The sequence below is a fragment of the Burkholderia sp. SRS-W-2-2016 genome (assembly GCF_001931485.1).
Taxonomy (GTDB): domain Bacteria; phylum Pseudomonadota; class Gammaproteobacteria; order Burkholderiales; family Burkholderiaceae; genus Paraburkholderia.
In genome coordinates this window covers 97,560-118,575 of record NZ_MSDV01000063.1, presented here as the reverse complement: position 1 = coordinate 118,575, position 21,016 = coordinate 97,560, and the positions used below count along the sequence as shown (strand labels likewise).

The window sequence follows — 21,016 nt, the reverse complement described above, 5'->3', positions numbered from 1 at the left end:
GATAGCAGCTAATCTGGTGCGCGATGTTAGAACTACGGAACATCGGTTGGCGCGTGAACATTCGCATGAATGGCGGCGCGCCGATGCGCGGAAAACCGGCGGCTGATCCCAAAACGCGGCGCAACCATTAAGTAAGCACGCGGCGGTTTGCGGGCAGCCGTGCCCGGTTCTCCGGATCGTCTTCAGCGTCCCGCCTGCCGCGGCAGGTCGTTCTCCAGGCCGGTGCGGATCACGTCGACCAGCCGTTCGATATCTTCGACGTTGTTGAACATCGCCACCGAAATACGAATGCCGCCGCGCTCCGGCGACACCCGCACGTCGTTGCGGGCGAAGAACGCCGCCCATTGCTCGACCGGCAGCTTCAGCACATAGATGTGATTGCGCTGGCCGCGCTCGCGCGGCCCGACGACCGCGACGCCCAGCCGGTCCAGATGCGCGAGCAGCAGATCGCCGAGTTCCATCACATGATTCTGGATGTCCGGCACGCCGACGCTTTCGATCAGCCGGATCGCCGCCGACAGCGCATGCACGTCCGGCAGGTTGACGTTGCCGAATTCGAAGCGCAGCGCGTCCTTGCGCACCGCGAGGTCGTCCGGACGCGCCACGTAATCGGCCGGCGGATTGGCCATGCTCGACATCGCCAGATACGCGGGCTGCAATTCGTCGAGACCGTCGGCGATATACAGCACGCCCAACCCTTGCGGGACCAGCAGCCCCTTATGCGTACCCGCGGCGAGCACCGAAATATTGAGCGCCTTGACGTCGAGCGGAATCACGCCGACCGACTGCATCGCGTCGACGACCAGATAGATGCCGCGCTCCTTGCACAGCTTGCCGATACTCATCAGGTCGTGAACCTGGCCCGCGTGAAACGTCACGTGCGACAGAGTGATGACGCGGGTGCGCTCGTCGATATAAGGCTCGAAGGTCTGCGCGGTGGCGATCTCGTCGTCGCGCAGCGGCACGAAGCGCACCTCCACGCCATTGCGTTTCAGATTCAGCCATGCATACGCGTTGTTCGGGTGATCGCCTTCGATCAGCACGACGTTGTCGCCGGCCTTCAGCGGCACCGCGTTCGCGGCGATGTTCAGCCCTTCCGACGTGTTCTTCGTGAACGCGATCTCGGACGGCGCGGCGTTGAAGAAGCCGGCCACCGTCGCGCGGGTTTCCTCGACGCGACGCAGCCACAGCGTCTTCGGTCCCGCCATCTCGTAGCCCTCGGACAGAAACGCCGCGAGCGCGTCGCGCACGCTGAGCGACAGCGGAGTCTGATGCGCGGAATCGAGGTACAGCTGACGTGCGGTGACCGGGAACTGTTCACGAACGGCGGCAAGCGTTTCAGTCGGAATCATGGGGCGAAGTCTCACTTCTGGATGTGATCGGGGAGGGCGCCGGACCGCGCACCGGTGCACGCATTAGACGAGCATCATCCGTCGCTGTCAATAATGAATTCCGATAAGTGGTTTATTGAAGTTCCAATTTTCGGTATTTTTATGGAAAATGGTGGCCGTGATGACTACAGCGGCGACCGGTGCCGGGCCGAACCTGACTGTGCCGGCAACCGGCCCGGATCGGTTATGCTAGGCGTCCGCCCGCCGCGCGGCCACTCACGACGGAACGTTCATCCCTTCATTCATCGAGACCGAACCAGCAGATATGCGCACGGAAGAAAGCCCCGTCCCCGAAGCGCCAGAGTCGGAAGTGTCGCCGACCGAGCGCGCGTTTCACATCATCGAGATGGCCGCCCAGGTTGGCCGCGTGACCACCGCCGACATCGTCACCGCGCTCGGCATTCCGAAGACCACCGCCCATCGTCTCGTCAGCAATCTCGAAGAGTTCGGATTTCTGGAACATGGCGTCGAGCGCGGCCGCTATCAGGTCGGGCCGCGGCTGCTGGAACTGGCGACCAATATCCTCGCGGCGTCCACTTCGAATGGACCGATTCACGCGCTGCTGGTGGAGACGTCGCGGCGCACCGCCGAGACGATTAGCCTCGGCGTGATGCGCGGCTCGGAGGTCGTCTATATCGACAGCGCGATCGGCAACTCGCCGTTGACGCTCAATTTCCAGAAGGGGCATCGGGCGCCCGTGCATTGCACGTCGAGCGGACGGGTGTTTCTCGCGAACATGGAGAAAAAGCAGCTCGACGCGTATCTGCTCAGCGGCCCGTGGGAACCGATCACCCCTTATACGATCGTCGATCCCGACCGCCTGCGCCCGGAGATCGAGCTGGTGCGCAAGAACGGTTATGCGACCAACGATTCCGAATTCGCGATCGGCGTGGTGGGCGCCGCGGTTCCGATCGCGGGACCGAATGGCCGGCTGATCGCGTGTCTGAGCATCTCGGCGCCGAAGGCGCGCAAATCGCTCGAGGAAATCACGTTGCTGGTGCCGACGCTGCAGGCCGCGGCGTTGCGGATCACGCGGATTCTCAGCGTGCTCGACGGCGGCGCGGACGAAGCCGAAACCGAAGCGAAGCCGGCTCGACGCAAGCGCTCGTGAGGCAGCGGTTCGCGCTGTTCTTCGTGGACCGGGCTCGCGCTGAACGCGGCCCGATCCGCGAAGTGACGCATTAACCGCCCAGCACTAAACCGTTAGCGATGCTTGCGAGTTCGCGGCAGGCGCGGCTTAACCGCCGGTAATCCGGCCGATCTCGGCGCCTGCGGTCGCGAACCGGATGGCCCGCCGCATATAAAACATCCCTTCCGAATGGCTCGTCAGCGTTGTCGATTCACCGCTGATCGGATCGACGATGTCGCAGATCGGGTCGCCGGCTTTTACCCGCGCGCCGATCTCGCTGCGATACACGACGATCCCGCTGCTCGCCGCGTAGAAATGCTCGCTGGCCGATTGCTGAGTCGCCGGGTGCAGCAGCGCCGGTGCGTCGCTCACGCTACCGGCTATCGCGCCCTGGTCGGCGAGATACGCAAGGATCGCGCTGGCGTAGTGTTCCGCTGTCTCGTACGACACTTCCCGTTCGCCGCCGCATTCGATAATCGCGGCGACGGGGCCTTCAGGCAGTGCGTAGCGGTCGCCGAAGCGCGCTTTCACGTCCGCCCACAGCAGATTCGTGCCTTCGATGAACAAGCCGAGCCCGGTGTCGTCGCTCAACATCTGCGCCTTCGATTGCAGATGGCGCGCGAGCGGTTCGATTCGCGGCCATGCGGCGTTGGTCGTGTACAGGTGGATCACCGCTTCCAGTGAGCAGTGGATGTCGAGAACGATGTCCGCATCGAACGACAGCTTCTGCAACGTCACGCGCAGCGACTCGAATTCGGTCGTCGGCTTTTGCGCGTCCAGCACTTCGCGCATCGCATCCAGCACGATCTTTTTATTGCTGGCCGGGTCGTCGCCGAGGCGCCCGTCGAGTCCGGTCAGCAACTCGGAAGGACGGCGCACGCCCCGGTTGAAATTCTGCGAACCGTTCAGATCGAAGCAGCCGAAGAACTGACCCATTACGTGCTGGCTCAGGCCAATCGGGTTCGCGACCGGAACGAGGACTATTTCCGCGGTTAGCTTGCGTTGCGCTTCGAGTGTTTCAAGCTTCTTGCGCAACACGGTCGCGGCGAGCATCGCCGGGGTCTCGTCCGCGTGCAGCGACGCCTGCATATAAATCTTCTTCGCGGCCCCTTGCGGGCCGAAAGTCAAACTCACCAGCTCGCGTTGAGTGCCGATGGCCGGCGACAGTAATGGCGTCCGGTTAACAATCATGCGTGTCTCCTTGGTTCGTACCGAAGCGCAAGCAGGTTAAGCGCTCGCGCTTCTCGATCGCAACGGATTGTCCGTAGCGTCATATCCGTTGTCAAACGACTGGTTCCGGTAAATGGAACTTACATCCCGCAGCAGCGCGGTGCGGCAGATGCACGGCCGCTGGCTGGCAGCGGAACAGTCGTGCGCCCACGGCCACAGTCAGGGTTTTTCATTATATTCCATTAAACGGACCTTGGTAGTTCCACTAGTCGGTACTTTGTTGACAGAAGCTTTTCGGTGCGCTCAAATGCAACGTACCGGGACGCCATGCGAACGCGACCCGTGAACCACTCACCGGCGGCAACGAATGCACTCGATGAAAACTCTTTTTGATGGATACGGCGGCCTCGTTCTCGACGGCGCGCTGAAGACCGTGCAATTGGCGTTATGTTCTTTGGCGCTGGCTTTCGTGATCGGTTTGTTTGGCGCGTCGGCGAAGCTGTTCGGCTCGCGCGTGATCGCACGGCTCGCTCACGGCTACACGGCACTCGTGCGCGGCGCGCCGGATCTGGTGCTGATGCTGCTGCTTTACTACAGCATCCAGATCCTGCTGAACGGCCTGACCGAACGGATGCACTGGACGCAGATCGATATCAAACCTTTCGCCGCCGGCGTGATCGTGCTGGGCCTGATCCACGGCGCCTATTTCACCGAAACTTTCCGCGGCGCGTTTCTCGCGATACCGCGCGGCCAAATGGAATCGGCGACCTCGCTCGGCATGTCGCCAGCGCATGTGCTGGCGCACATCCTGTTTCCGCAGATGATGCGCTTCGCGCTGCCGGCGGTCGGCAATAACTGGCAGGTGATCGTCAAGTCGACGGCGCTGGTGTCGATCATCGGTTTGTCCGATGTCGTCAAGGCCGCGCGGGATGCCGGCAAAAGCACTACGCGCTATTTCTTCTTTATCGCGGTGGCGGCGTTCGTTTATCTGCTGATTACGACGATTTCCAATTTCGTGCTGCTGTACCTCGAAAAACGCTACAACGTCGGCGTGCGCAAGGTGACCGTATGATCGACGTCTTTCGCGAGTACTGGCGCGCCTATCTCTACACGGACGGCTATCAGTTCACCGGCCTCGTGGTGACGATCTGGCTGCTGTTGTTTTCGGTCGTGGTCGGCTCGGTGCTGGCGGTGCCGATGGCCGTCGCCCGTAATTCCGCCAACCGCTTGGTGTCGAGAAGCGTGTGGCTCTACACCTATCTGTTTCGCGGCACGCCGCTATTCGTGCAATTGCTGCTTTGTTATACGGGGCTGTTCAGCCTCGCGATCATCCGCAATCACGAACTGACGAGTACTTTCTTTCGCGACGGCATGCGCTGCGCGCTGCTGGTGTTCGTCCTCAACACCTGTGCGTACACGACCGAAATCTTCGCCGGTGCGATCAAGGCGACACCCGCGGGTGAGATCGAAGCGGGCTTGGCAGCCGGTATGTCGAGGTTTCAGCTGTACCTGCACGTGATTTTGCCGTCGGCGCTGCGTCGCTCGTTGCCTAGCTACAGCAACGAAGTGATCCTGGTGTTCCATTCGACCTCGGTGGCGTTCGCCGCCACCGTGCCGGATCTGCTGAAGGTCGCGCGCGACGTCAATTCGGCCACCTATCAATCGTTCGCCGCGTTCGGCATCGCATTCGTGATCTATACCGCCATCACGTTTGCGCTGGTCTGGCTATTCCGTCAGGCGGAAAACCGTTGGCTCGCTTATCTGAAACCGCAAAATGATTAACCACAGCTCGAATAGCCCGGCCGGCACCGCCGCGAAGGTCGTCGTGGACGACCTGCATAAAAGCTTCGGTTCGCATGAAGTTCTGAAGGGCGTGTCGCTCAGCGCGCACGCCGGCGACGTGATCAGTATCCTGGGTTCGTCGGGATCCGGAAAAAGCACGCTGCTGCGCTGCATGAACCTGCTCGAACTTCCTTCGGCCGGCCGCATCATCGTCAACCAGGCGGAAATCCGCATGAAGCGCGATAAAGCCGGCGTGCTGCGGCCGGCCGACAAGCAGCAGTTGCGACGGATCCGTTCGAAGCTCGCGATGGTGTTCCAGCACTTCAATCTGTGGCCGCATATGACGGTGCTCGACAACGTTAGTCACGCGCCGGTTCATGTGCTCGGCTTGAGCAGAAAGGAAGCGGAAGAGCGCGGCCGCGCGAATCTGGAGAAGGTCGGGCTGGGCGCGAATATCGCGTCGCGCTATCCCGCGCATCTGTCCGGCGGTCAGCAACAGCGCGTCGCGATTGCGCGCGCGCTGACGATGGACCCCGAAGTACTGCTGTTCGACGAGCCGACCTCCGCGCTCGATCCGGAACTGGTCGCCGAAGTGCTGAAGGTGATGCAAAAGCTCGCCGCCGAAGGCCGCACGATGATCGTCGTCACGCACGAAATGAACTTTGCCCGCAATGTGTCGAGCGAAGTGATCTTCCTGCATGAAGGAAAAATCGAAGAGCAGGGCAAGCCGCAGGATCTTTTCTCGAACGCCGCGAACAGCCGGCTGCGACGCTTTCTGTCGGCCGCGTGATGCTTTGCTCACGCAACCCGCCGATTTCACCCACACCTATTCACGCTGGCAACTGGAGACTCTCAATCATGAAAAGGTTCATGTCCGCTTTGCTGCTGTGCGCGTCGACGCTGATGTCGGCGCATGCGGGCGCCGAAGACTGGTCCACGCTTCGCTACGGGGTGGACCCGTCGCATCCGCCGTTCTCGTCGCGCGACGCGAGCGGCAAGCTGATCGGCTTTGATATCGATCTGGGCACCGAGATCTGCAAGCGGATCAACGCGAAGTGCGAATGGGTGCAGAACGATTTCGACGGGATGATTCCCGCGCTGCAGGCGAAGAAGTTCGACGCGATCCTCGCTTCGATGTCGATCACCGATAAACGCAAACAGGTGATCGCGTTTACGTCGCGGCTGTACAAGACGCCCAACAAGCTGATCGTGCGCAAGGACACCACGCTCGAACCGACTCCCGAGTCGCTGAAGGGCAAATCGATCGGCTTCCAGCAAGGGACGGTCCCCGAGAGCTATGCGAAGGAACATTGGGCGCCGGCCGGCGCGCGCGTGGTCTCTTATCCGAACTTCGATCAGGTGTTCGCGGACGTGTCGGCCGGGCGGTTGGACGGCTGCTTTACGGACGCGGCGGTCGGTGAATACGGGTTTCTGCGCACGCCGCAAGGGGCCGACTTCAAGTTCTCCGGCGGCAATGTGTATGCGAGCAACGGCGCCGGGATCGGCCTGCGCAAATCCGACGTCGAGCTGAAGGACAAGATCGACAAGGCGATCGCCGATATGCTGGCCGACGGTACGTATAAGCGTCTGGCAGGCAAGTATTTTCAGTTCGATCCGTACGGCAGCTGAAGCCCAGGAAGCATTTAGTTAGCAGCACGGATCAGATCGAAGCCGCCGCCGTAGCGCAGCGGTGTCAGGGAGCCCGTTCGTATGCCTGAGCAAACTCTTCAATCGCATGACCAGCGGCAAATTCCGTTCGCTGGGCTTCGATCCGCAGACCTGTCTCGCGCTCGCGGGCGCGCGCCGGTTTCGTGACATCATCGTTTTTTTGCCGGGGTTGATCGCGTGGCAGGTGGTGGAGTGGCGCGATAAGCGGCGCGGGGCCGGTGAGACGGTGGCGGATGAGGACGGGGCGTGAACCGTGAGGCAACAACTTGCAAAGCATGATCCGGTCGTTATCTTCGGCGCGTTCGATCGCCACAACTTCGGCGACCTGCTGTTCGCGCATATCGCGGCCGAGTTATTCGAACGTGACGACCTGCGTGACGACCTGATCTTCGCCGGGCTCGCGCGGCGCGACATGCGCGCATACGGCGGCCACGCGGTCGAGTCGCTCGCGCAACTGGCCGCGCGACTCGGCCACCAGCGCGTGCATGTCGTGCATGCAGGCGGCGAAATCCTCACGTGCTCCGACTGGGAAGCCGCGGTGATGCTGCTGGCGGGTGACGAAGCGCGGCAGGTCATCGCGCGACTGGATCGACACAGCGACGAACGGCGCGCGTGGGCGCATGCGCAGACGGGGCTCGATGCGCTGCTTCCGTACATGGCATCTCGCGCGATGTTTCCGCGCGCGGCGAGCATCACGTATCTGGCGGCCGGCGGCGTCGATTTTGATCGGCTGGATGCCGGCATGCGCGCCGAAGCGCTGGCGAAGCTCAAGCAAGCCGACGCTGTCAGCGTGCGCGACGTCCACACCCGCAACGTGCTGGCCGCCGCAGGCGTCACTGCACGTCTCGTTCCGGACCCGGCAGTGATGGTGGCCGAGCTATTCGGCTCGCGAATTCGCGCGCGCAGCGAGCAAAGCGGCGTGGCGCGGTTGCGCAGAGCGTTTCCAAACGGCTACATCGCGGTGCAGTTCAGTGCCGATTTCGGCGACGACCGGACGCTCGGCATGCTGGCGCGCGAACTCGATCGAGTGTCTCAAGAGAGCGGGCTTGGCATCGTGTTTTTCCAGGCGGGCGCCGCGCCGTGGCATGACGATCCGGCGTGCTACGAGCGAATCGCGGCAAAGATGAAAACATCGGATACAGCAATCTTCCGCTCGCTGGACCTGTGGGACATCTGCGCATTGATCGCACATGCGAGCGCTTATGCGGGCAGCAGCCTGCACGGGAGGATCGTCGCGATGGCGTTTGGTTTGCCGCGCGTCAATCTCGTCCATCCGGCACGCGCGCATGACACGACCAAACAATCCGCGTTTGCCGAGACGTGGGAACCGGCGGGCGTGCCGGGCAGCGTCGGGATCGATGCGTTGGCCGAAGCCGTTTTCACTGCGCTGACGAGCGACCGCGAATTGCTGGCGCGCACGGCCAGCCGTCTGGCCGCTCTCTACCGGGAGGAGTTCGCGCGGACCCGCGAGGTGATGGGTTTGGCGTGAAGCCCATTGCTACTCGCCGGGCTGTGGCGGCCATGCCTGAACCCAGCTTGCGGCGCACAGTCGAGCGGTCGCATTCGCGGCTACCGTGACGTGAGTCGCCCGCCGCCGTTCCGGGATGCGTCGGAATCCTGATCGAAGCGGGCGGTCACGCGGGCGCTGTCACGCCGTCACCGCCGCCCCCGCGCGCAACTTCGCCGACTCGATCAACGCCAGCGCGCGTCGCGGGTCGTCGAGTTCGGTCAGACACAGCAGCGCGAGGCGCGCCAGATACAGCGAAGCTTGTGCTTCGCCTTCGTGGCTCAGCGTGTTGCACAGCGTCGTATAGACGAGGTCGAGATCGCTATCGGTCATGATGGTGAGTGTCCTTGCGCGTTAGATCTTCAGCGTCGCGGCGAGCGCGTGCTGGACGGCCTCGGGATTGCCTTCGCGCCAGCGCGCGAGCACGTGGCCGTCGGGGCGCAGCAGATAGACGCTGCCGGGCTGCGCGTCGAGCATGCGCTGGACGTGGCCGTCCGGGTCGAGCGCGACGGTGCCGATCGGCTCCACATGCGTATCGGTATCGGCCGCGACGATATCGACGAGCCGCAGCGGAACCTTCCTGCCCGCGAGCGCGCTTTGCAACTGCCGCCATGCGGCGCCATCGGCGTTGCTCTCGGCGTCGCTGCCGGCATCCAACGCCGCGCCGAAACGCAGCACCGTAAAGCACGGTTCGAGCAGATCGGTCAGATGAATGCCGACGGGCGTTCCATCGCTTCCAAGCCCAGGCTTGAGCAAGCGGCACTCGGGCAACACGGTGCCCGGCGCCGGCCCGCCGCTGAACGCGACCGTTTGCTCCGTTGAGAGATTGAGCGGCGAGAGCCGATAAGCAATCGCATGCGTCTGCCGTGGATTGATCAGCGGCCGCACCGCCGCATGCTGCTGCGCGAGACCGAGCACGGCGGTGCGCATCAGGTCGAACGCGAAGGTCGGCGGCGCCATGAACTCGGTGCTCTTCATCCCGTAGCTCAGATTCTCGCGCGCCGCATATACGCGCTCGTCGCTGTAGCTGTCGAGCAGCGCCGCCGACGCGCAGCCGTTGACCACGCAGCCGAGCTTCCAGCCGAGATTGTCGGCGTCGTCGATTCCGGAGTTCGCGCCGCGCACACCGAAGATCGGCACCAGATGCGCGGCGTCGCCGGCGAACAGCACCGAGCCGTGTCGATAGCGTTCGAGCGTCAACGCGTTGGCCTTGTAGATCGTGATCCAGATCGGCGACCATGCGCCGGTTTCGCCCATCGAATCGAGCACGCTCTGCACGCGCGGCATCACGTTTTCGGGCAGCACGGCGGCGTCGGGGTCTTCGTCGTCGCGTAGCTGGTAGTCGATGCGCCACACGTTGTCGGGCTGCTTGTGCACCAGCACGGTCGAACCGGGATTCGACGGCGGATCGAAGTACGCGAGCCGTTCGGTCGCGCGCGTCGTATCGAGTTCGATATCGACGATCACGTAACGGCCTTCGTACGTGGTGCCGGTCAGTTTCAGGCCGAGCAGATCGCGGATCGTGCTGCGTCCGCCGTCGCACGCGACCACCCATTGCGCGTCCATTTGCCAGCTGGTGCCCGCGGACTCCGCAGCACAGGCCACATCGCCAGCAGCGCCGCCGCTGCGCAGCGTCAGCGTCGCGCCGCCTTGCGGATGTTGCTCGATGCCGGTCACGCGCGTCTGCCAGCGCACCTCGATCAACTCCGGGTGCCGTTCGATCTCGTCGAGCAGCAGCTGTTCGATCTGGTACTGCGCGATGTTGATCATCGGCGGCAGCGATTGTTCGTCGTCCTGATGCATCGTGAAGCGGAATACTTCGGCGTCGCGATAGAAACTGCGTCCGCCGGTCCACGGCAATCCTTTTTGCAGAAAGCCGTCGACCACGCCGAGCCGCTTGAAAATTTCGAGGCTGCGCCGCGAGATGCAGATCGCGCGGCTGCCGGTGCAGACGCTGTCGTCGGCTTCGAGCAGCACCGAGCGCACGCCCTGGCGCGCGAGCGCGAGGGCCAGCGTCATGCCGACCGGGCCGCCGCCGACGATCGCGACGGCGCGCGCGGCCGGGTCGCGGCCATCGACGAGCGGCGGCACTTCGGCCGGGTAGCGGCGCGGCTCGAACGGGTAGGGGGTAAACGGGCGGGTCATACTTGTCTCCGGTTTTTTCAGGCGTCTGTGGTCATGCCTGTAGTTCGACTCAGTATGCAGCAGCGCCCGCACGCCGCTGTCCTCATTTTGGGTACGACGCGGCGCGCGGACATAAAAAAACCGCGCGGTGCTTACGCGGCCGCGCGGTTTTACGCCAGTGTGAAGAACCGGTCCGGTTCGCGCCGTTCAGGCCGTCGGCGTCGGCTGCCGCATCTCGACCGCATCGGTCGCGGCCCGGCACGCTTCGAGCATCGCGCGGAACGTCGGCGACGCGTGCAGCTCGCCGTTCGCATCGAGTTCGACCGTATCGTCCAGCGTTTCGGCGGTGCCGACGCCGATCACCAGCGTCGCTTCCGGCCGCCATTCGCGGGTGCGCCGCAGCATGTTGCGCAGATACGGCGGCGACTCCGGCGCGTCGAGCGACACGATGCAGATCACCGGCGTATCGCGGAAGCTCGGCTCGTCGGCGCGTGCGTGGCGATAACCGGAGTGGGTCGCCATCATCGGCGCGTAGCCCTGACGGCCGAGCAGCTGCACCGCGATCGAGGTCGTCACTTCGTCGAACGCGCCGCGGCCCGGCACGCACAGCACCGTGGTCTTGCCGGTCCCGCCCGACTGCCGCGAGCGCGCGAGCACATGGCTGTCGTGCCGCTCCGAGCCGTGGCCCGCCGCCACCGCGGCCGCCGCCGGTCCCGGCACCGACGCGGCGGCCAGCACCGCGTGGCCGGCATCGAGCGGCTCGGCCCGCGCGAGCGTATCGGGCAGGCCGTCGGCGATTTCCAGGTTCTCGACGATATCGACCAGCGCATCGTTGATCCGCTGCAACTGGTCCGGCATCAGCACGCCGCGCAGCGCGTCGTTGCGCGCGAGCCGCAGTCCTTCGAGCGCGACCTTGTCGTAGTAGTCGATCAGCGACATCTCGCGCAGCAGCCGTTCGGCCTGCACGATCGCCTCGTGCGGATCGTCGGCGAGCAGCCGCTGATAGAAGTTCTGCGCGGGCGTCAGCGCGGGCTGGTCGCCGAGCAGCACGGTCAGGAAGTTCAGGCGGTCCGCGTAGCGGCCGAGCGTGACCACGCACAGCGTGAGCGGCGTCGACAGCACGAGGCCGATCGGGCCCCACAGCCAGCTCCAGAAAATCGCCGCGACCACCACCGCGAGCGGCGACAGCCCCGAGCGATGGCCGTACAGCAGCGGCTCGGCGATCTGCCCGGCGACCACGTCGACGACGATGAACAGGATCAGCGTATAGACCGCCATCGTCCATTGCGGCTGGATCGCGGCGGCGAGAAAGAACGCGAGGATCGCCGCGATCCAGATGCCGATATACGGCACGAAGCGCAGCAGCGCGGCGATCACGCCGAACAGCAGCGCGCCGGGCACGCCGATGATCGCGAGGCCGATCGCGATCACGCCGCCCGCGCTCAGATTCACGCCGAGCTGCGCGACGAAGTAGCGCGACAGGCGCACCGCCGCGTCGTTGATCGCGGTGGTCGTGCGGTGCAGGTCGCGCGAGCCGAACAGGCTGATCAGCCGGTCGCGCAAGTCCTCGCGCTGCAACAGGATGAAGATCGTCACGACCAGCACGATGAACGTGGTTTCGAGCGGCGCAATGGCCGGCGACAGCGCGCGCTGCGCGAGCTGCACCGGCGTCGGCGCGGGCGTATGCACCTCGACCTGCTGCGGAACCGGCGGCGCGTTGCGCGCGGCGCGGCCGGTCGGGCGCGGCGGCGCGGGCCGCGACGGCGCCATCCGTTGCAGCGCGGTGGCCGCGCTGCTCATCAGCGAATCCGCGCGGCCGATGGTTTTTTCCTGCACCGTCTCGATCTTCTGTTCGATCGCTTCCTGGTATTGCGGCAGATCGCCGGCCAGTTGCACGAGCTGCGCGCCGATCAGCGCGCCGACCGCGAGCAGCGAGGCGAGCGCGAACAGCACCGCGATGAAGATCGACGGCAACTGCCCCATGTGCAGCCGCCGCAGCATCTGCACGAGCGGCGCGAGCAGGAAGCTCAGCAGCACCGACAACGTGATCGGAATCAGCACCGCCCTGCCGAAGTACAGCCCGCAGACGACCACCACGCCGGTGATCAGCGACACGAGCCCATGCAGGCCCGGCGTGCCCGGCGGGTAAACGCGATTGGGCCGCCCATGCGGCGGCGGGAGCGATATTTTCATGTGAACAGAGGATTCCGGTTGGGGACGCGCTGCCGGCCGTTCTGCGGCATTGCGCGTCAGCAAGACATATGCCTGGAATTGTAGGCGTTTTAGAGATGGGTTGGCCGATTGGCGCGGGGTTGCGCGGCGTTGCGCGGCGTTGCGCGCGCCGGTCCGCAGCCGCGCTCAGACCAGATACACCCGCAGCCAGTCCAGCAGCAGCGAGCTCAGATACAGCAGCAAGCCGATAAAGCCGCCGACCAGCGTGCCGTTGATCCGGATGTACTGCAGGTCCTTGCCGATGTTCAGTTCGATCTGCCGAGACATCTCGCGCGAGTCCCAGTTCTTCACCGTATCGCTGATATGGCGGGTCAGAAAGTGCGCGAAATCCGGCGCCATTGCGCGCGCCGCTTCTTCGAGGTGATCGTTCAACGATTGCCGCAGCGCCGGATCGTTCGCGAGTTCGCGGCCGACCCACTGGCCCATCGCGGCGACCCGCGCGTGCAGCACCGAGTCGTCGCTGTGCAGATCGCGTTTGAGCCATGCGCGCAGATCGCCCCACATGTCCTTCACGTACGCGCTGAACGCGTCGCCTTCGACCAGGTAGTGCTTCAATGCCTCGCCTTGCGCGATGAACGCCGGATCGGTCTTCAGCTTCGCGATCAGTTTCTGCACCGCCGCGTCGAAGCGTTCGCGCAATTCGTGCGCGGGGTTGTCGGCGATCTGCGCGAGCGCGCGGTTCGCGGCGCTGGCGATCGCGTCGGCGCCCTTGTCGCCGAGCAGCGCGGTCGGCAGGATCTTTTCCAGCGTCGGATATTCGCCCTTGATCCAGTCGACGATCCGCGCGGCGATGAATTCGCGCGCGGGTTCCTCGCGCAGCACTGCGATCACCTGTTCGATCGCGGTATCGAGTAACTGCTGATGACGGCCGTCGCGGGTCAGCGTGTCGAGGATCGAGCCGACCGATTGCGACAGATCGACCTTCGCGAGCACGTCGCGCAGCGCGCCGCGGATAAAGCTCTGAATGCGCGCATCGTCCACCACATCGAGAATCCCGCCGGTCAACCGCACCACGTAGTCGCCCAGGCGCGCGGTGTTGGCCGGCTCGCCGAGCCACGCGGTGATCGTCTGCGCCGGATCGTGGCGGCGGATCAGCCCGACCAGCGAAGGCACGTCGAGAAACTTGTCCTGCACGAAGCGCGCGAGGTTGTCGGCGATCTTGTGCTTGTTGCGCGGGATGATCGCGGTATGCGCGGATGCCAGCGGGATCGGCACGCGCTTAAAGAGCGCGGCGACCGCGAACCAGTCGGCCAGCGCGCCGACCATCGCGGCCTCGGCGACCGCCTTGATGCCGTCGATCCACAGCCCGCGCGGCAGGAACGCGGTGACGACGAACACGCAGGCGGCCGCGAGCAGCAGCAATAACGGTGTGCGTTTGGCCTTCTTCAGTTCGGTGCTTTTATCCATCGGGGCGGGGTCCTTGCGGGCGGCGGCGCGGCCGCCTCGCCGTCATCATGCGACAGCCGCGGCGCGGGCGTCCAGCCTGCCTTCGCGGCGCGGGCCCGGCAAGGTAACATGGCGCGCTTGAACCCGGGGCAACGCAATCGCAATGGAGGCACAGTGATCAGGTTTCTGCACACCGCGGACTGGCAGATCGGCACGCAGTTCGGCCAGTTCGAGCCGGACGAGGCCGCGCATCTCGCGCAGGCGCGCTTCGACACGGTGCGCCGCATCGCCGAAGAAGCGAGCGCGCGCAACGTCGACGCGGTGCTGGTCGCCGGCGATGTGTTCGATCTGCAGACCGTGTCGGACACCGTGATCCGCCGTCTGTTCGCGGCGCTCGAAGCGTACGCGGGGCCGTGGCTCCTGCTGCCGGGCAATCACGACGCGGCGCTGGTCGAAAGCGTATGGACCCGCGCGCAGCGGCTCAATTGCATCGCGCCGAACGTGCGCGTGGTGCTCGAACCCGGCGTCGTGCTGCTCGATGCATGCCGCGCCGCGCTGCTGTGCGCGCCGCTCACCCAGCGCATCACCTACGACGACACCACCGCATTCTTCGATGCCGCCGACACGCCGCCCGGCTATCACCGGATCGGCCTCGGGCATGGCAGCGTCGGCGGGATTTTGCAGGAGAGCATCGATTCGTCGAATCCGATCGCGCCGACGCGGGCCGCGAGCGCGCGCCTCGATTACCTCGCGCTCGGCGATTGGCACGGCCATCTGCGGGTCGACGAACGCACCTGGTATGCGGGCACGCACGAGCAGGACCGCTTCCGCGCGAACGAGCCGGGCTTCGTGCTCGACGTGACCGTCAGCGAGCCCGGCGCGGTGCCGCGGGTCGAGCCGGTGCGCGTCGGTCAGTATCAATGGCAGCGCTGGGATCAGACGATCGCGGTGCCGACCGACGTCGATGCGTTGAAGGCGCGGCTCGCCGCGTTGGGCCGCCACGACGTGCTGCGGATCGCGGTCGACGGCACCGCGGCGCTTGCCGATGCCGAAGCGCTGCATGTCGCGGTCGAAGAAACGCGTGCGCGGGTGCGCGCGCTGCGGGCCGATCTGAGCGGCCTGCAAGTGCTGCCGACCGCCGACGATCTCGCCGAACTCGGCGCGCAAAGCGGTTATCTGGCGAAGGTGGTCGCGCGTCTGCGTGGTTTGCAGGAAGACCCGGCCGCCGATCCGCAGCAGGTCAAACGGGCGGCGGAAGCATTGCTGCTGCTCGCGCGCTTTCAGCGTGAACAGCAACCCGCTTCAGCGCGCGAACGACAACAGGGACAGCTCGCTCTGTCGTCCGAAGCGAGGTCCGCATGAAACTGCAACGTATTGCGATCCGCGAATTCAGGCAGTTCAGCGGGCAGCTCGTAATCGACGATCTGCAACCGGGATTGAATCTGTTCGTCGGCCCGAACGAAGCCGGCAAGAGCACGATCGCCGAAGCGGTGCGCGCGGTGTTTCTCGAACGCTATAAGGCTTCGCATCTGAAGGACCTGCTGCCTTGGGGGCTCGCGAACGGGCAGCCGTCGGTCGAGGTGAGTTTCGAACTCGACGGGATCGCGTGCCGGCTGTCGAAGCAGTTCGTGTCGCGGCAGCGCTGCGAGTTGCGGATCGGGCAGTCGGTCTTCAGCGAGGACGAAGCCGAAGACCGGCTCGCCGCGCTGCTCGGTTTTTCGCGCGCCGCGCGCGGGCCGTTGAAAGCGGAAAACGCCGGCGTGCCGGGGCTGTTGTGGGTGCAGCAGGGGGCGACCCAGGAACTGCGCGATTCGACCGGTCACGCCGCGCAGTATCTGCGCGACGCGCTCACGCAATTGTCGGGCGGGCGCGAGTCGGCCGGCGAGGATGCGCTGATCGCGGCCGTGCAGCGTGAATTGCGGCAACTGCTGACCGCCCGCACGCAAAAGGCGACCGGGCCGCTCGCCGAAGCGGAGCAGAAGCTTGTCGCTTTGAGCGCGAGCCGCGACGAGCTGCAACAGCAGCGTCAGCAGTTCGACGAGAACATCGCGCGTCTTGCCGCGCAGCAGGAAGCGTTCGATGACGCCGAGCGGCGTCGTCCGTGGGAGCTGCACGAGCAGAAGGCCGCCGCCGCGCAGCAGCGCGCGACGGCGGTCGCGGAGCTGGAGCGCAACCTGCAAGGGCTCGACCAGTCGTTGCGGGTCGGCGAGGCGGAGCTGGCGGTGTCGGTGCAGCAGGAGCAGAACGCGCTCGAACTGGAAGCCGCGCTCGCGCGCGATCGCGAGCAGCTTGCCGCTGTGCGCGTCGAAGTGAGCGCCGCGCAGGCCGCGCATGCGCAAGCGGAAAGCAGCGTCGCGCAAGCCGAGCAGGCGGCCACCGATGCGAACCGCGCGCTCGAACTCGCGAACGCGGCGGTGAGCGCCGCCGATCTGCGCGGGCAGATCGATATTTATCGCGCGGAACGCGAGCGGCTCGAAGCTTCGATCGCCGAGGCGGACAAGGCCAATGCGGCGGTGTTGCAAGCCGCGCAGGAAGCGGCCGCGCTCGAAATCGACGAGCGGCAACTGAAGCAGCTGATCGCGCTCGATGGCGAACTGACCGTGCTGCGAGCGCGTACCGACGCAGCGATGACGCGCATCGAATACCGGCTGAACGGCGATGTGAAAGTGGGCGAGCAGACGCTCAGCGGCACCGGCGTGCTGCGCGTCGATGAGGAAAAGCGCATCGAACTGGGCGCGCTCGGCGAATTGCGGGTGATCCCGGGCGTCTCCGATCTGTCCGCGCAGTTGTCGGAACTGGCGACGCTCGATGCGAAGCATGCGCAGTTGCTGCGCTCGCTCGGCGTTGCATCGACGAGCGCCGCGCAGGCGCGTCACGAGCAATGGAAGACGCTGGTCGCGCAACAGCAGAGTCACGCAAAAATTCTCGCGGTGCATGCGCCGCAAGGGATCGATGCGTTGCGGGCCGCGTTGGCATCGACGGGCGCGCGTTGGCAGGCGTCGAGCGAACGGCTGGCGAGTTTGCCGGACGTGTCCGCCGCCTTGCCGCTCGATGCGGCGCGGCGCAATGCGCAGATCGCGCGCGACGCGCTGGAGGCCGCGCGCAAGGTGCTCGCGCAGGCCGCGACCGTTTATTCGACCGGCGTCGCGCAGGCCGATTCGCTGGCCGCGCAACTGCAACGCAAGGAAGCGCAGTTGAGCGACGACGCGTTCCGTCGCAATCGCGCGCAGTGGCAGGCGCATATCGTCGAGCAGCGCGTGAAGGTCGATGCGTTGAAGAACCAGCGCGGCGAACGCGAACGCGAACTCGAGGCCGCGCGGCTCGACGATCCGGCCGCCGAGGCGCAGCGCTATCGCGCGTCGGCGGATCTCGCGCGCGGCGAGCAGCACGAGCGCCAGGTGCGGATCGCGCAGCTGCGCAGCCAGCTGGAGACGATGGGCGCGTCGGGGCTCGGCGAACGGCTCGCCGCGCTCGAAGCGCAGGTCGAGCAGGCGAGCCGCCGCAAGGACGAACTGAGTCTGCGCGCGAGCGCGCTGAGTCTGCTCGACGAAGTGCTGGTCGACGAACGCGACGCGGCGCTCGCGCAGCTGCGCGCGCCGTTGACCGAGCGGCTCGGCCACTATCTGAAGCGGATTTTTCCGCAGTCGAGCCTCGCGCTCGGCGACGATCTGAGTCCGGCGATGCTCGATCGCGACGGGCGCTCGGAACTGCTCGACGCGCTGAGTTTCGGTACGCGCGAGCAGTTGGGGATTCTGACGCGGCTCGCGTACGCGGACCTGTTGCAGGCTTCGGGGCGGCCGACGCTGCTGATGCTCGACGACGCGGCCGTGCATACCGATGCCGCGCGGCGCGACGCGCTGAAGCGCGCGTTGCTCGATGCGGCCACGCGGCATCAGATTCTGGTGTTTACGTGTCATCCGGAGCTGTGGGATGACCTGGGGGTGAGGCAGCGGGCGGTGGCGGATCTGAGGGTTGCGTGAGCGCGCCCGCTCACTCGTACCAGCGCGGCGTATAAACCCACTCGGCGCCGTGCGCGCCGGCAGCGGTAAAACTGCGCGTCAGCGATGAGCCGACGATCACCATCGTGCGCATATCGACATCAGCGGAGTGCAGTTCGCCGAGCGTGAGCGTGCGCAGCGTCCCACCCGGTCTGCCGATGTCGCGTCCCAGCACGACCTGGGTCGATGCCGCGCGATATTCCCGCACGATGTCGAGCGCCTTGTCCAGTTGCCAGGGCCGTGCGCGCGAGATCGGGTTGTAGAACGCCATCACCAGATCGGCTTCGGCCGCGTGGCGCAGACGCTTTTCGATGATCGTCCACGGCTTCAGGTTGTCCGACAGCGACAGCATGCAGAAGTCGTGGCCGAGCGGCGCGCCGGCCTGCGCGGCGGTCGCGAGCGCGGCCGACACGCCCGGCACGATCGCCAGTTCAACGGCCGCCCATGCTTCGTTGTGCGATGCTTCGAGTGCTTCGAGCACGGCGGCCGCCATCGCGAACACGCCCGGATCGCCCGACGACACCATCACCACCGAGCGGCCTTCGCTCGCCAGTTCGAACGCGTGGCGCGCGCGCTGCATTTCCTCGCGATTGTCGGTGCCGTGCACGCGTTGATTGGCGCGCAGCGGGCCGGCCATTTTCACGTAGGTGTCGTAGCCGAGGATGTCGGTCGCTTCGTTCAGCGCGTGGCGCGCGGCGGGGACCATCAGGTCGGCGCGGCCGGGGCCCAGGCCGATCACGGTCAGGCGGCCGCGCGGGCGGCCGAGGGTCGCGGGATCGATGGCGAGGGGGGCTAGCGCGAGGGCGACTTCGATTGTTGCGGCGGTTGCGGGTGGCGCGGCGGCGTGCAGGGTTTGATGCGGGACGCGCAGGGCGCCGCGCAGCAGCGCGGCGGCGGTTGGCCCGGTGTTGTCCGTGGCGTTTGCCGTGTTCGCAGCAGTGGGTGATTCGGCGTTGTCTTTAGCGCTTGCGGGGCTGCTTGCGTTGGCGCTTGTGTCCGCGAAGCGCAGCGGCACATTGAGCAGCGCAGCGGCTTGAGTCAATGCCGGGTCCGCCATGCTCGCGGCGGGCGCGAGCAAAGCGGCGAGCGACAGCGGCGAAAGCGCGTGCGCATCGAGTGCCGCGCGCACGCTTGCGGCGATTGCTTCGGCGGCCGCCGCATCATCGGTAGTCGCATCGCCGCCAACGCGGTTGGCATTCACCGCCACCGCCGCCACCACGCAACGCGGATGAATCACCAACTCATCTTCACGCCCATCCCACGCATGCGGCGTGACCCGGATCGCGAGCCGCGCATCGGCCGCGCGCGGCAGCTGCGCATCGTCGAGCCACGGCGCCGCGCCTTCGATCCGCGTGCTTTCCCCAGCCAGTAGATCCGACACGAAGCGCTTACCCTGGCCCAGATCGGCCAACGCATACCCCTCCGGCGGATTGAGCACGCAGGTCCCGAAACGCAGCTCACCGCTCGTCGTGATCGCGGGCGCGACCGCGAGCGCCGCGCCGATCTCGCGCGCCATCAGATTGACTCCGGCGAGGCCGCCGAGCAGCGGCACCACCGCGCTGCCGTCCTCCGCGACCGCGAGCACCGGCGGCTCCGCGCCCTTGTTCGACAGCAGCGGCGCAACGCAACGGATCACGATGCCGGCTGCGCACAACGCGACGATCGGCGTGCCGCGCGCGTACAGCTCGCACAGATGCGCGCCGAGTTCGCGGTACGACACATCGGCGTCGACGCGGCCTTGCAACGCATGTACCTGGCAATCCGTATGATCCGCAAACGGCGTATGGGCCGCGCGCTCGCGATACAGCGCCTGGATCCGCCGTGCCGTTTGCAGCGCACCCGCGCCGAGAATCACGATCGCGGGTGCGTTCATCCTTGCCATTTCTGCCCCGGCACGACCAGCAACGAAAAATACGGCGACGCCATCGGATCGACGTCGGCGAGCGGCACGATACGCTGATTGCTCATCGTCGCGCGTTCCACATACAGCGCGCGCGAGGCGAGCCCGAGTTCGTCGAGCACGCGCCGCACCTTGTCGAAGTTGCGGCCCAGTTTCATGATGACCGCCGCGTCCGCATCGGCGAGCCGGCGGCGCAGGTCGGCTTCGGGCAACACGCCCGACAGCACCGACAGGCTCTGATTCCGATACACGAGCGGCGCGCCGAGCACCGCCGCGCCGCCGAGCATCGAGCACACGCCGGGCACGACCTCGCTGTCGTAGCGCGCGGCGAGCCGGTCGTGCAGATACATGTACGAGCCGTAGAAAAACGGATCGCCTTCGCAGATCACCGCGACGTCGCGGCCCGCGTCGAGATGGCCGGCGACGATCTCGGCGGCGGTGTCGTAGAAGTCCGCGATGATCGCCTCGTACGACAGCGGCGGTTCGAGCGCTTCGGTGGTCACCGGATAGACCAGCGGCAGATGCTGCTGCGCGTCGTGCAGATGCGCTTCGATGATGCCGAACGCGTTGCCTTTCTTGCCCTTCGCGACGAAGTACGCGACCACCGGCGCGGCCTTCAGCAGACGCAGCGCTTTCACGGTGATCAATTCGGGGTCGCCGGGACCGACGCCGATGCCGAACAGCGTGCCGCGCGTCTTCGTTGCGGTTCTCATTGTCGCCACGCAATCC

17 protein-coding genes are annotated in these 21,016 nt (G+C 65.8%); 9 read left to right on the top strand and 8 right to left on the bottom strand.

Annotated elements, in window-relative coordinates:
* Window positions 1–182: 182 nt before the first annotated feature.
* Complete coding sequence (locus BTH42_RS27475) at window positions 183–1,352, bottom strand: aminotransferase class V-fold PLP-dependent enzyme (protein ID WP_075304318.1); 1,170 nt, start codon at window positions 1,350–1,352, stop codon at window positions 183–185.
* A 304-nt stretch (window positions 1,353–1,656) separates the two neighbouring features.
* On the opposite strand from BTH42_RS27475, the gene BTH42_RS27470 reads away from it, so the two are divergent.
* Window positions 1,657–2,502 carry an IclR family transcriptional regulator gene (locus BTH42_RS27470; RefSeq protein WP_075304317.1) on the top strand — a complete coding sequence of 282 codons (846 nt, stop codon included), beginning with the start codon at window positions 1,657–1,659 and terminating at the stop codon, window positions 2,500–2,502.
* 126 nt (window positions 2,503–2,628) lie between these two features.
* Here BTH42_RS27470 and BTH42_RS27465 read toward each other — a convergent pair whose 3' ends face one another.
* Entirely contained in the window at window positions 2,629–3,711 is a 1,083-nt protein-coding gene (locus BTH42_RS27465; RefSeq protein WP_075304316.1) for a succinylglutamate desuccinylase/aspartoacylase family protein, read from the bottom strand.
* Window positions 3,712–4,066: 355 nt separating this feature from the next.
* Between BTH42_RS27465 and BTH42_RS27460 the strand changes: the two genes are divergently transcribed.
* The 6 genes from BTH42_RS27460 to BTH42_RS27435 all read left to right on the top strand — a co-directional run bounded on the left by BTH42_RS27460 (window position 4,067) and on the right by BTH42_RS27435 (window position 8,629).
* Window positions 4,067–4,762, top strand: a complete 696-nt coding sequence (locus BTH42_RS27460; RefSeq protein ID WP_075304315.1) for an ABC transporter permease — start codon at window positions 4,067–4,069, stop codon at window positions 4,760–4,762.
* Window positions 4,759–5,472: an ABC transporter permease gene (locus BTH42_RS27455; protein WP_075304314.1), complete on the top strand. Its 714-nt coding sequence runs from the start codon at window positions 4,759–4,761 to the stop codon at window positions 5,470–5,472. Before BTH42_RS27460 ends, BTH42_RS27455 begins: the two co-directional genes overlap by 4 nt.
* Window positions 5,465–6,262, top strand: coding sequence for an ABC transporter ATP-binding protein (locus BTH42_RS27450; protein WP_075304313.1), 798 nt, complete (start codon window positions 5,465–5,467; stop codon window positions 6,260–6,262). The genes BTH42_RS27455 and BTH42_RS27450 overlap by 8 nt, the downstream gene beginning before the upstream one ends.
* 68 nt (window positions 6,263–6,330) lie before the next feature.
* Window positions 6,331–7,101 carry an ABC transporter substrate-binding protein gene (locus BTH42_RS27445; protein WP_075304312.1) on the top strand — a complete coding sequence of 257 codons (771 nt, stop codon included), beginning with the start codon at window positions 6,331–6,333 and terminating at the stop codon, window positions 7,099–7,101.
* Between the two features lie 106 nt (window positions 7,102–7,207).
* Window positions 7,208–7,390, top strand: a complete 183-nt coding sequence (locus tag BTH42_RS27440) for a hypothetical protein (RefSeq protein ID WP_075304311.1) — start codon at window positions 7,208–7,210, stop codon at window positions 7,388–7,390.
* 3 nt (window positions 7,391–7,393) lie between these two features.
* Window positions 7,394–8,629, top strand: a complete 1,236-nt coding sequence (locus BTH42_RS27435; protein ID WP_075304310.1) for a polysaccharide pyruvyl transferase family protein — start codon at window positions 7,394–7,396, stop codon at window positions 8,627–8,629.
* A 159-nt stretch (window positions 8,630–8,788) separates the two neighbouring features.
* Here the strand turns inward: BTH42_RS27435 and BTH42_RS27430 are convergent, their stop codons facing one another.
* The 4 genes from BTH42_RS27430 to BTH42_RS27415 all read right to left on the bottom strand — a co-directional run bounded on the left by BTH42_RS27430 (window position 8,789) and on the right by BTH42_RS27415 (window position 14,410).
* Window positions 8,789–8,980, bottom strand: a complete 192-nt coding sequence (locus tag BTH42_RS27430) for a hypothetical protein (protein ID WP_075304309.1) — start codon at window positions 8,978–8,980, stop codon at window positions 8,789–8,791.
* A 21-nt stretch (window positions 8,981–9,001) separates the two neighbouring features.
* A complete protein-coding gene (locus BTH42_RS27425; protein WP_075304308.1) occupies window positions 9,002–10,792 on the bottom strand; it encodes an FAD-dependent oxidoreductase in 1,791 nt (596 codons plus the stop codon).
* A 186-nt stretch (window positions 10,793–10,978) separates the two neighbouring features.
* The gene (locus BTH42_RS27420; RefSeq protein ID WP_075304307.1) at window positions 10,979–12,964 is read right to left on the bottom strand and encodes an AI-2E family transporter; all 1,986 of its coding nucleotides are present in this window, start codon (window positions 12,962–12,964) and stop codon (window positions 10,979–10,981) included.
* Between the two features lie 165 nt (window positions 12,965–13,129).
* Window positions 13,130–14,410, bottom strand: coding sequence for a DUF445 domain-containing protein (locus tag BTH42_RS27415; protein WP_075304306.1), 1,281 nt, complete (start codon window positions 14,408–14,410; stop codon window positions 13,130–13,132).
* Between the two features lie 153 nt (window positions 14,411–14,563).
* Between BTH42_RS27415 and BTH42_RS27410 the strand changes: the two genes are divergently transcribed.
* Window positions 14,564–15,751, top strand: coding sequence for a DNA repair exonuclease (locus tag BTH42_RS27410; RefSeq protein ID WP_075304305.1), 1,188 nt, complete (start codon window positions 14,564–14,566; stop codon window positions 15,749–15,751).
* Window positions 15,748–18,369 (top strand): AAA family ATPase, encoded by a 2,622-nt coding sequence (locus tag BTH42_RS27405; RefSeq protein ID WP_075304304.1) that lies wholly within the window; start codon window positions 15,748–15,750, stop codon window positions 18,367–18,369. The genes BTH42_RS27410 and BTH42_RS27405 overlap by 4 nt, the downstream gene beginning before the upstream one ends.
* A 10-nt stretch (window positions 18,370–18,379) precedes the next feature.
* On the opposite strand, the gene cobJ is transcribed toward BTH42_RS27405, so the two are convergent.
* Together cobJ and BTH42_RS27395 are read right to left on the bottom strand one after the other, a co-directional pair.
* Window positions 18,380–20,260: a precorrin-3B C(17)-methyltransferase gene (cobJ, locus tag BTH42_RS27400; protein WP_075304303.1), complete on the bottom strand. Its 1,881-nt coding sequence runs from the start codon at window positions 20,258–20,260 to the stop codon at window positions 18,380–18,382.
* Entirely contained in the window at window positions 20,257–21,000 is a 744-nt protein-coding gene (locus BTH42_RS27395) for a precorrin-2 C(20)-methyltransferase (protein WP_075304370.1), read from the bottom strand. The genes cobJ and BTH42_RS27395 overlap by 4 nt, the downstream gene beginning before the upstream one ends.
* Window positions 21,001–21,016 lie beyond the last annotated feature (16 nt).

Coding starts and splice junctions, on each gene's coding strand:
- BTH42_RS27450 (WP_075304313.1), top strand. CDS start 5,465: ATGATTAACCACAGCTCGAATAGCCCGGCCGGCACCGCCGCGAAGGTC.
- BTH42_RS27440 (WP_075304311.1), top strand. CDS start 7,208: ATGACCAGCGGCAAATTCCGTTCGCTGGGCTTCGATCCGCAGACCTGT.
- BTH42_RS27420 (WP_075304307.1), bottom strand. CDS start 12,964: ATGAAAATATCGCTCCCGCCGCCGCATGGGCGGCCCAATCGCGTTTAC.
- BTH42_RS27415 (WP_075304306.1), bottom strand. CDS start 14,410: ATGGATAAAAGCACCGAACTGAAGAAGGCCAAACGCACACCGTTATTG.
- BTH42_RS27430 (WP_075304309.1), bottom strand. CDS start 8,980: ATGACCGATAGCGATCTCGACCTCGTCTATACGACGCTGTGCAACACG.
- BTH42_RS27470 (WP_075304317.1), top strand. CDS start 1,657: ATGCGCACGGAAGAAAGCCCCGTCCCCGAAGCGCCAGAGTCGGAAGTG.
- BTH42_RS27425 (WP_075304308.1), bottom strand. CDS start 10,792: ATGACCCGCCCGTTTACCCCCTACCCGTTCGAGCCGCGCCGCTACCCG.
- BTH42_RS27475 (WP_075304318.1), bottom strand. CDS start 1,352: ATGATTCCGACTGAAACGCTTGCCGCCGTTCGTGAACAGTTCCCGGTC.
- BTH42_RS27465 (WP_075304316.1), bottom strand. CDS start 3,711: ATGATTGTTAACCGGACGCCATTACTGTCGCCGGCCATCGGCACTCAA.
- BTH42_RS27395 (WP_075304370.1), bottom strand. CDS start 21,000: ATGAGAACCGCAACGAAGACGCGCGGCACGCTGTTCGGCATCGGCGTC.
- cobJ (WP_075304303.1), bottom strand. CDS start 20,260: ATGAACGCACCCGCGATCGTGATTCTCGGCGCGGGTGCGCTGCAAACG.
- BTH42_RS27405 (WP_075304304.1), top strand. CDS start 15,748: ATGAAACTGCAACGTATTGCGATCCGCGAATTCAGGCAGTTCAGCGGG.
- BTH42_RS27460 (WP_075304315.1), top strand. CDS start 4,067: ATGAAAACTCTTTTTGATGGATACGGCGGCCTCGTTCTCGACGGCGCG.
- BTH42_RS27455 (WP_075304314.1), top strand. CDS start 4,759: ATGATCGACGTCTTTCGCGAGTACTGGCGCGCCTATCTCTACACGGAC.
- BTH42_RS27445 (WP_075304312.1), top strand. CDS start 6,331: ATGAAAAGGTTCATGTCCGCTTTGCTGCTGTGCGCGTCGACGCTGATG.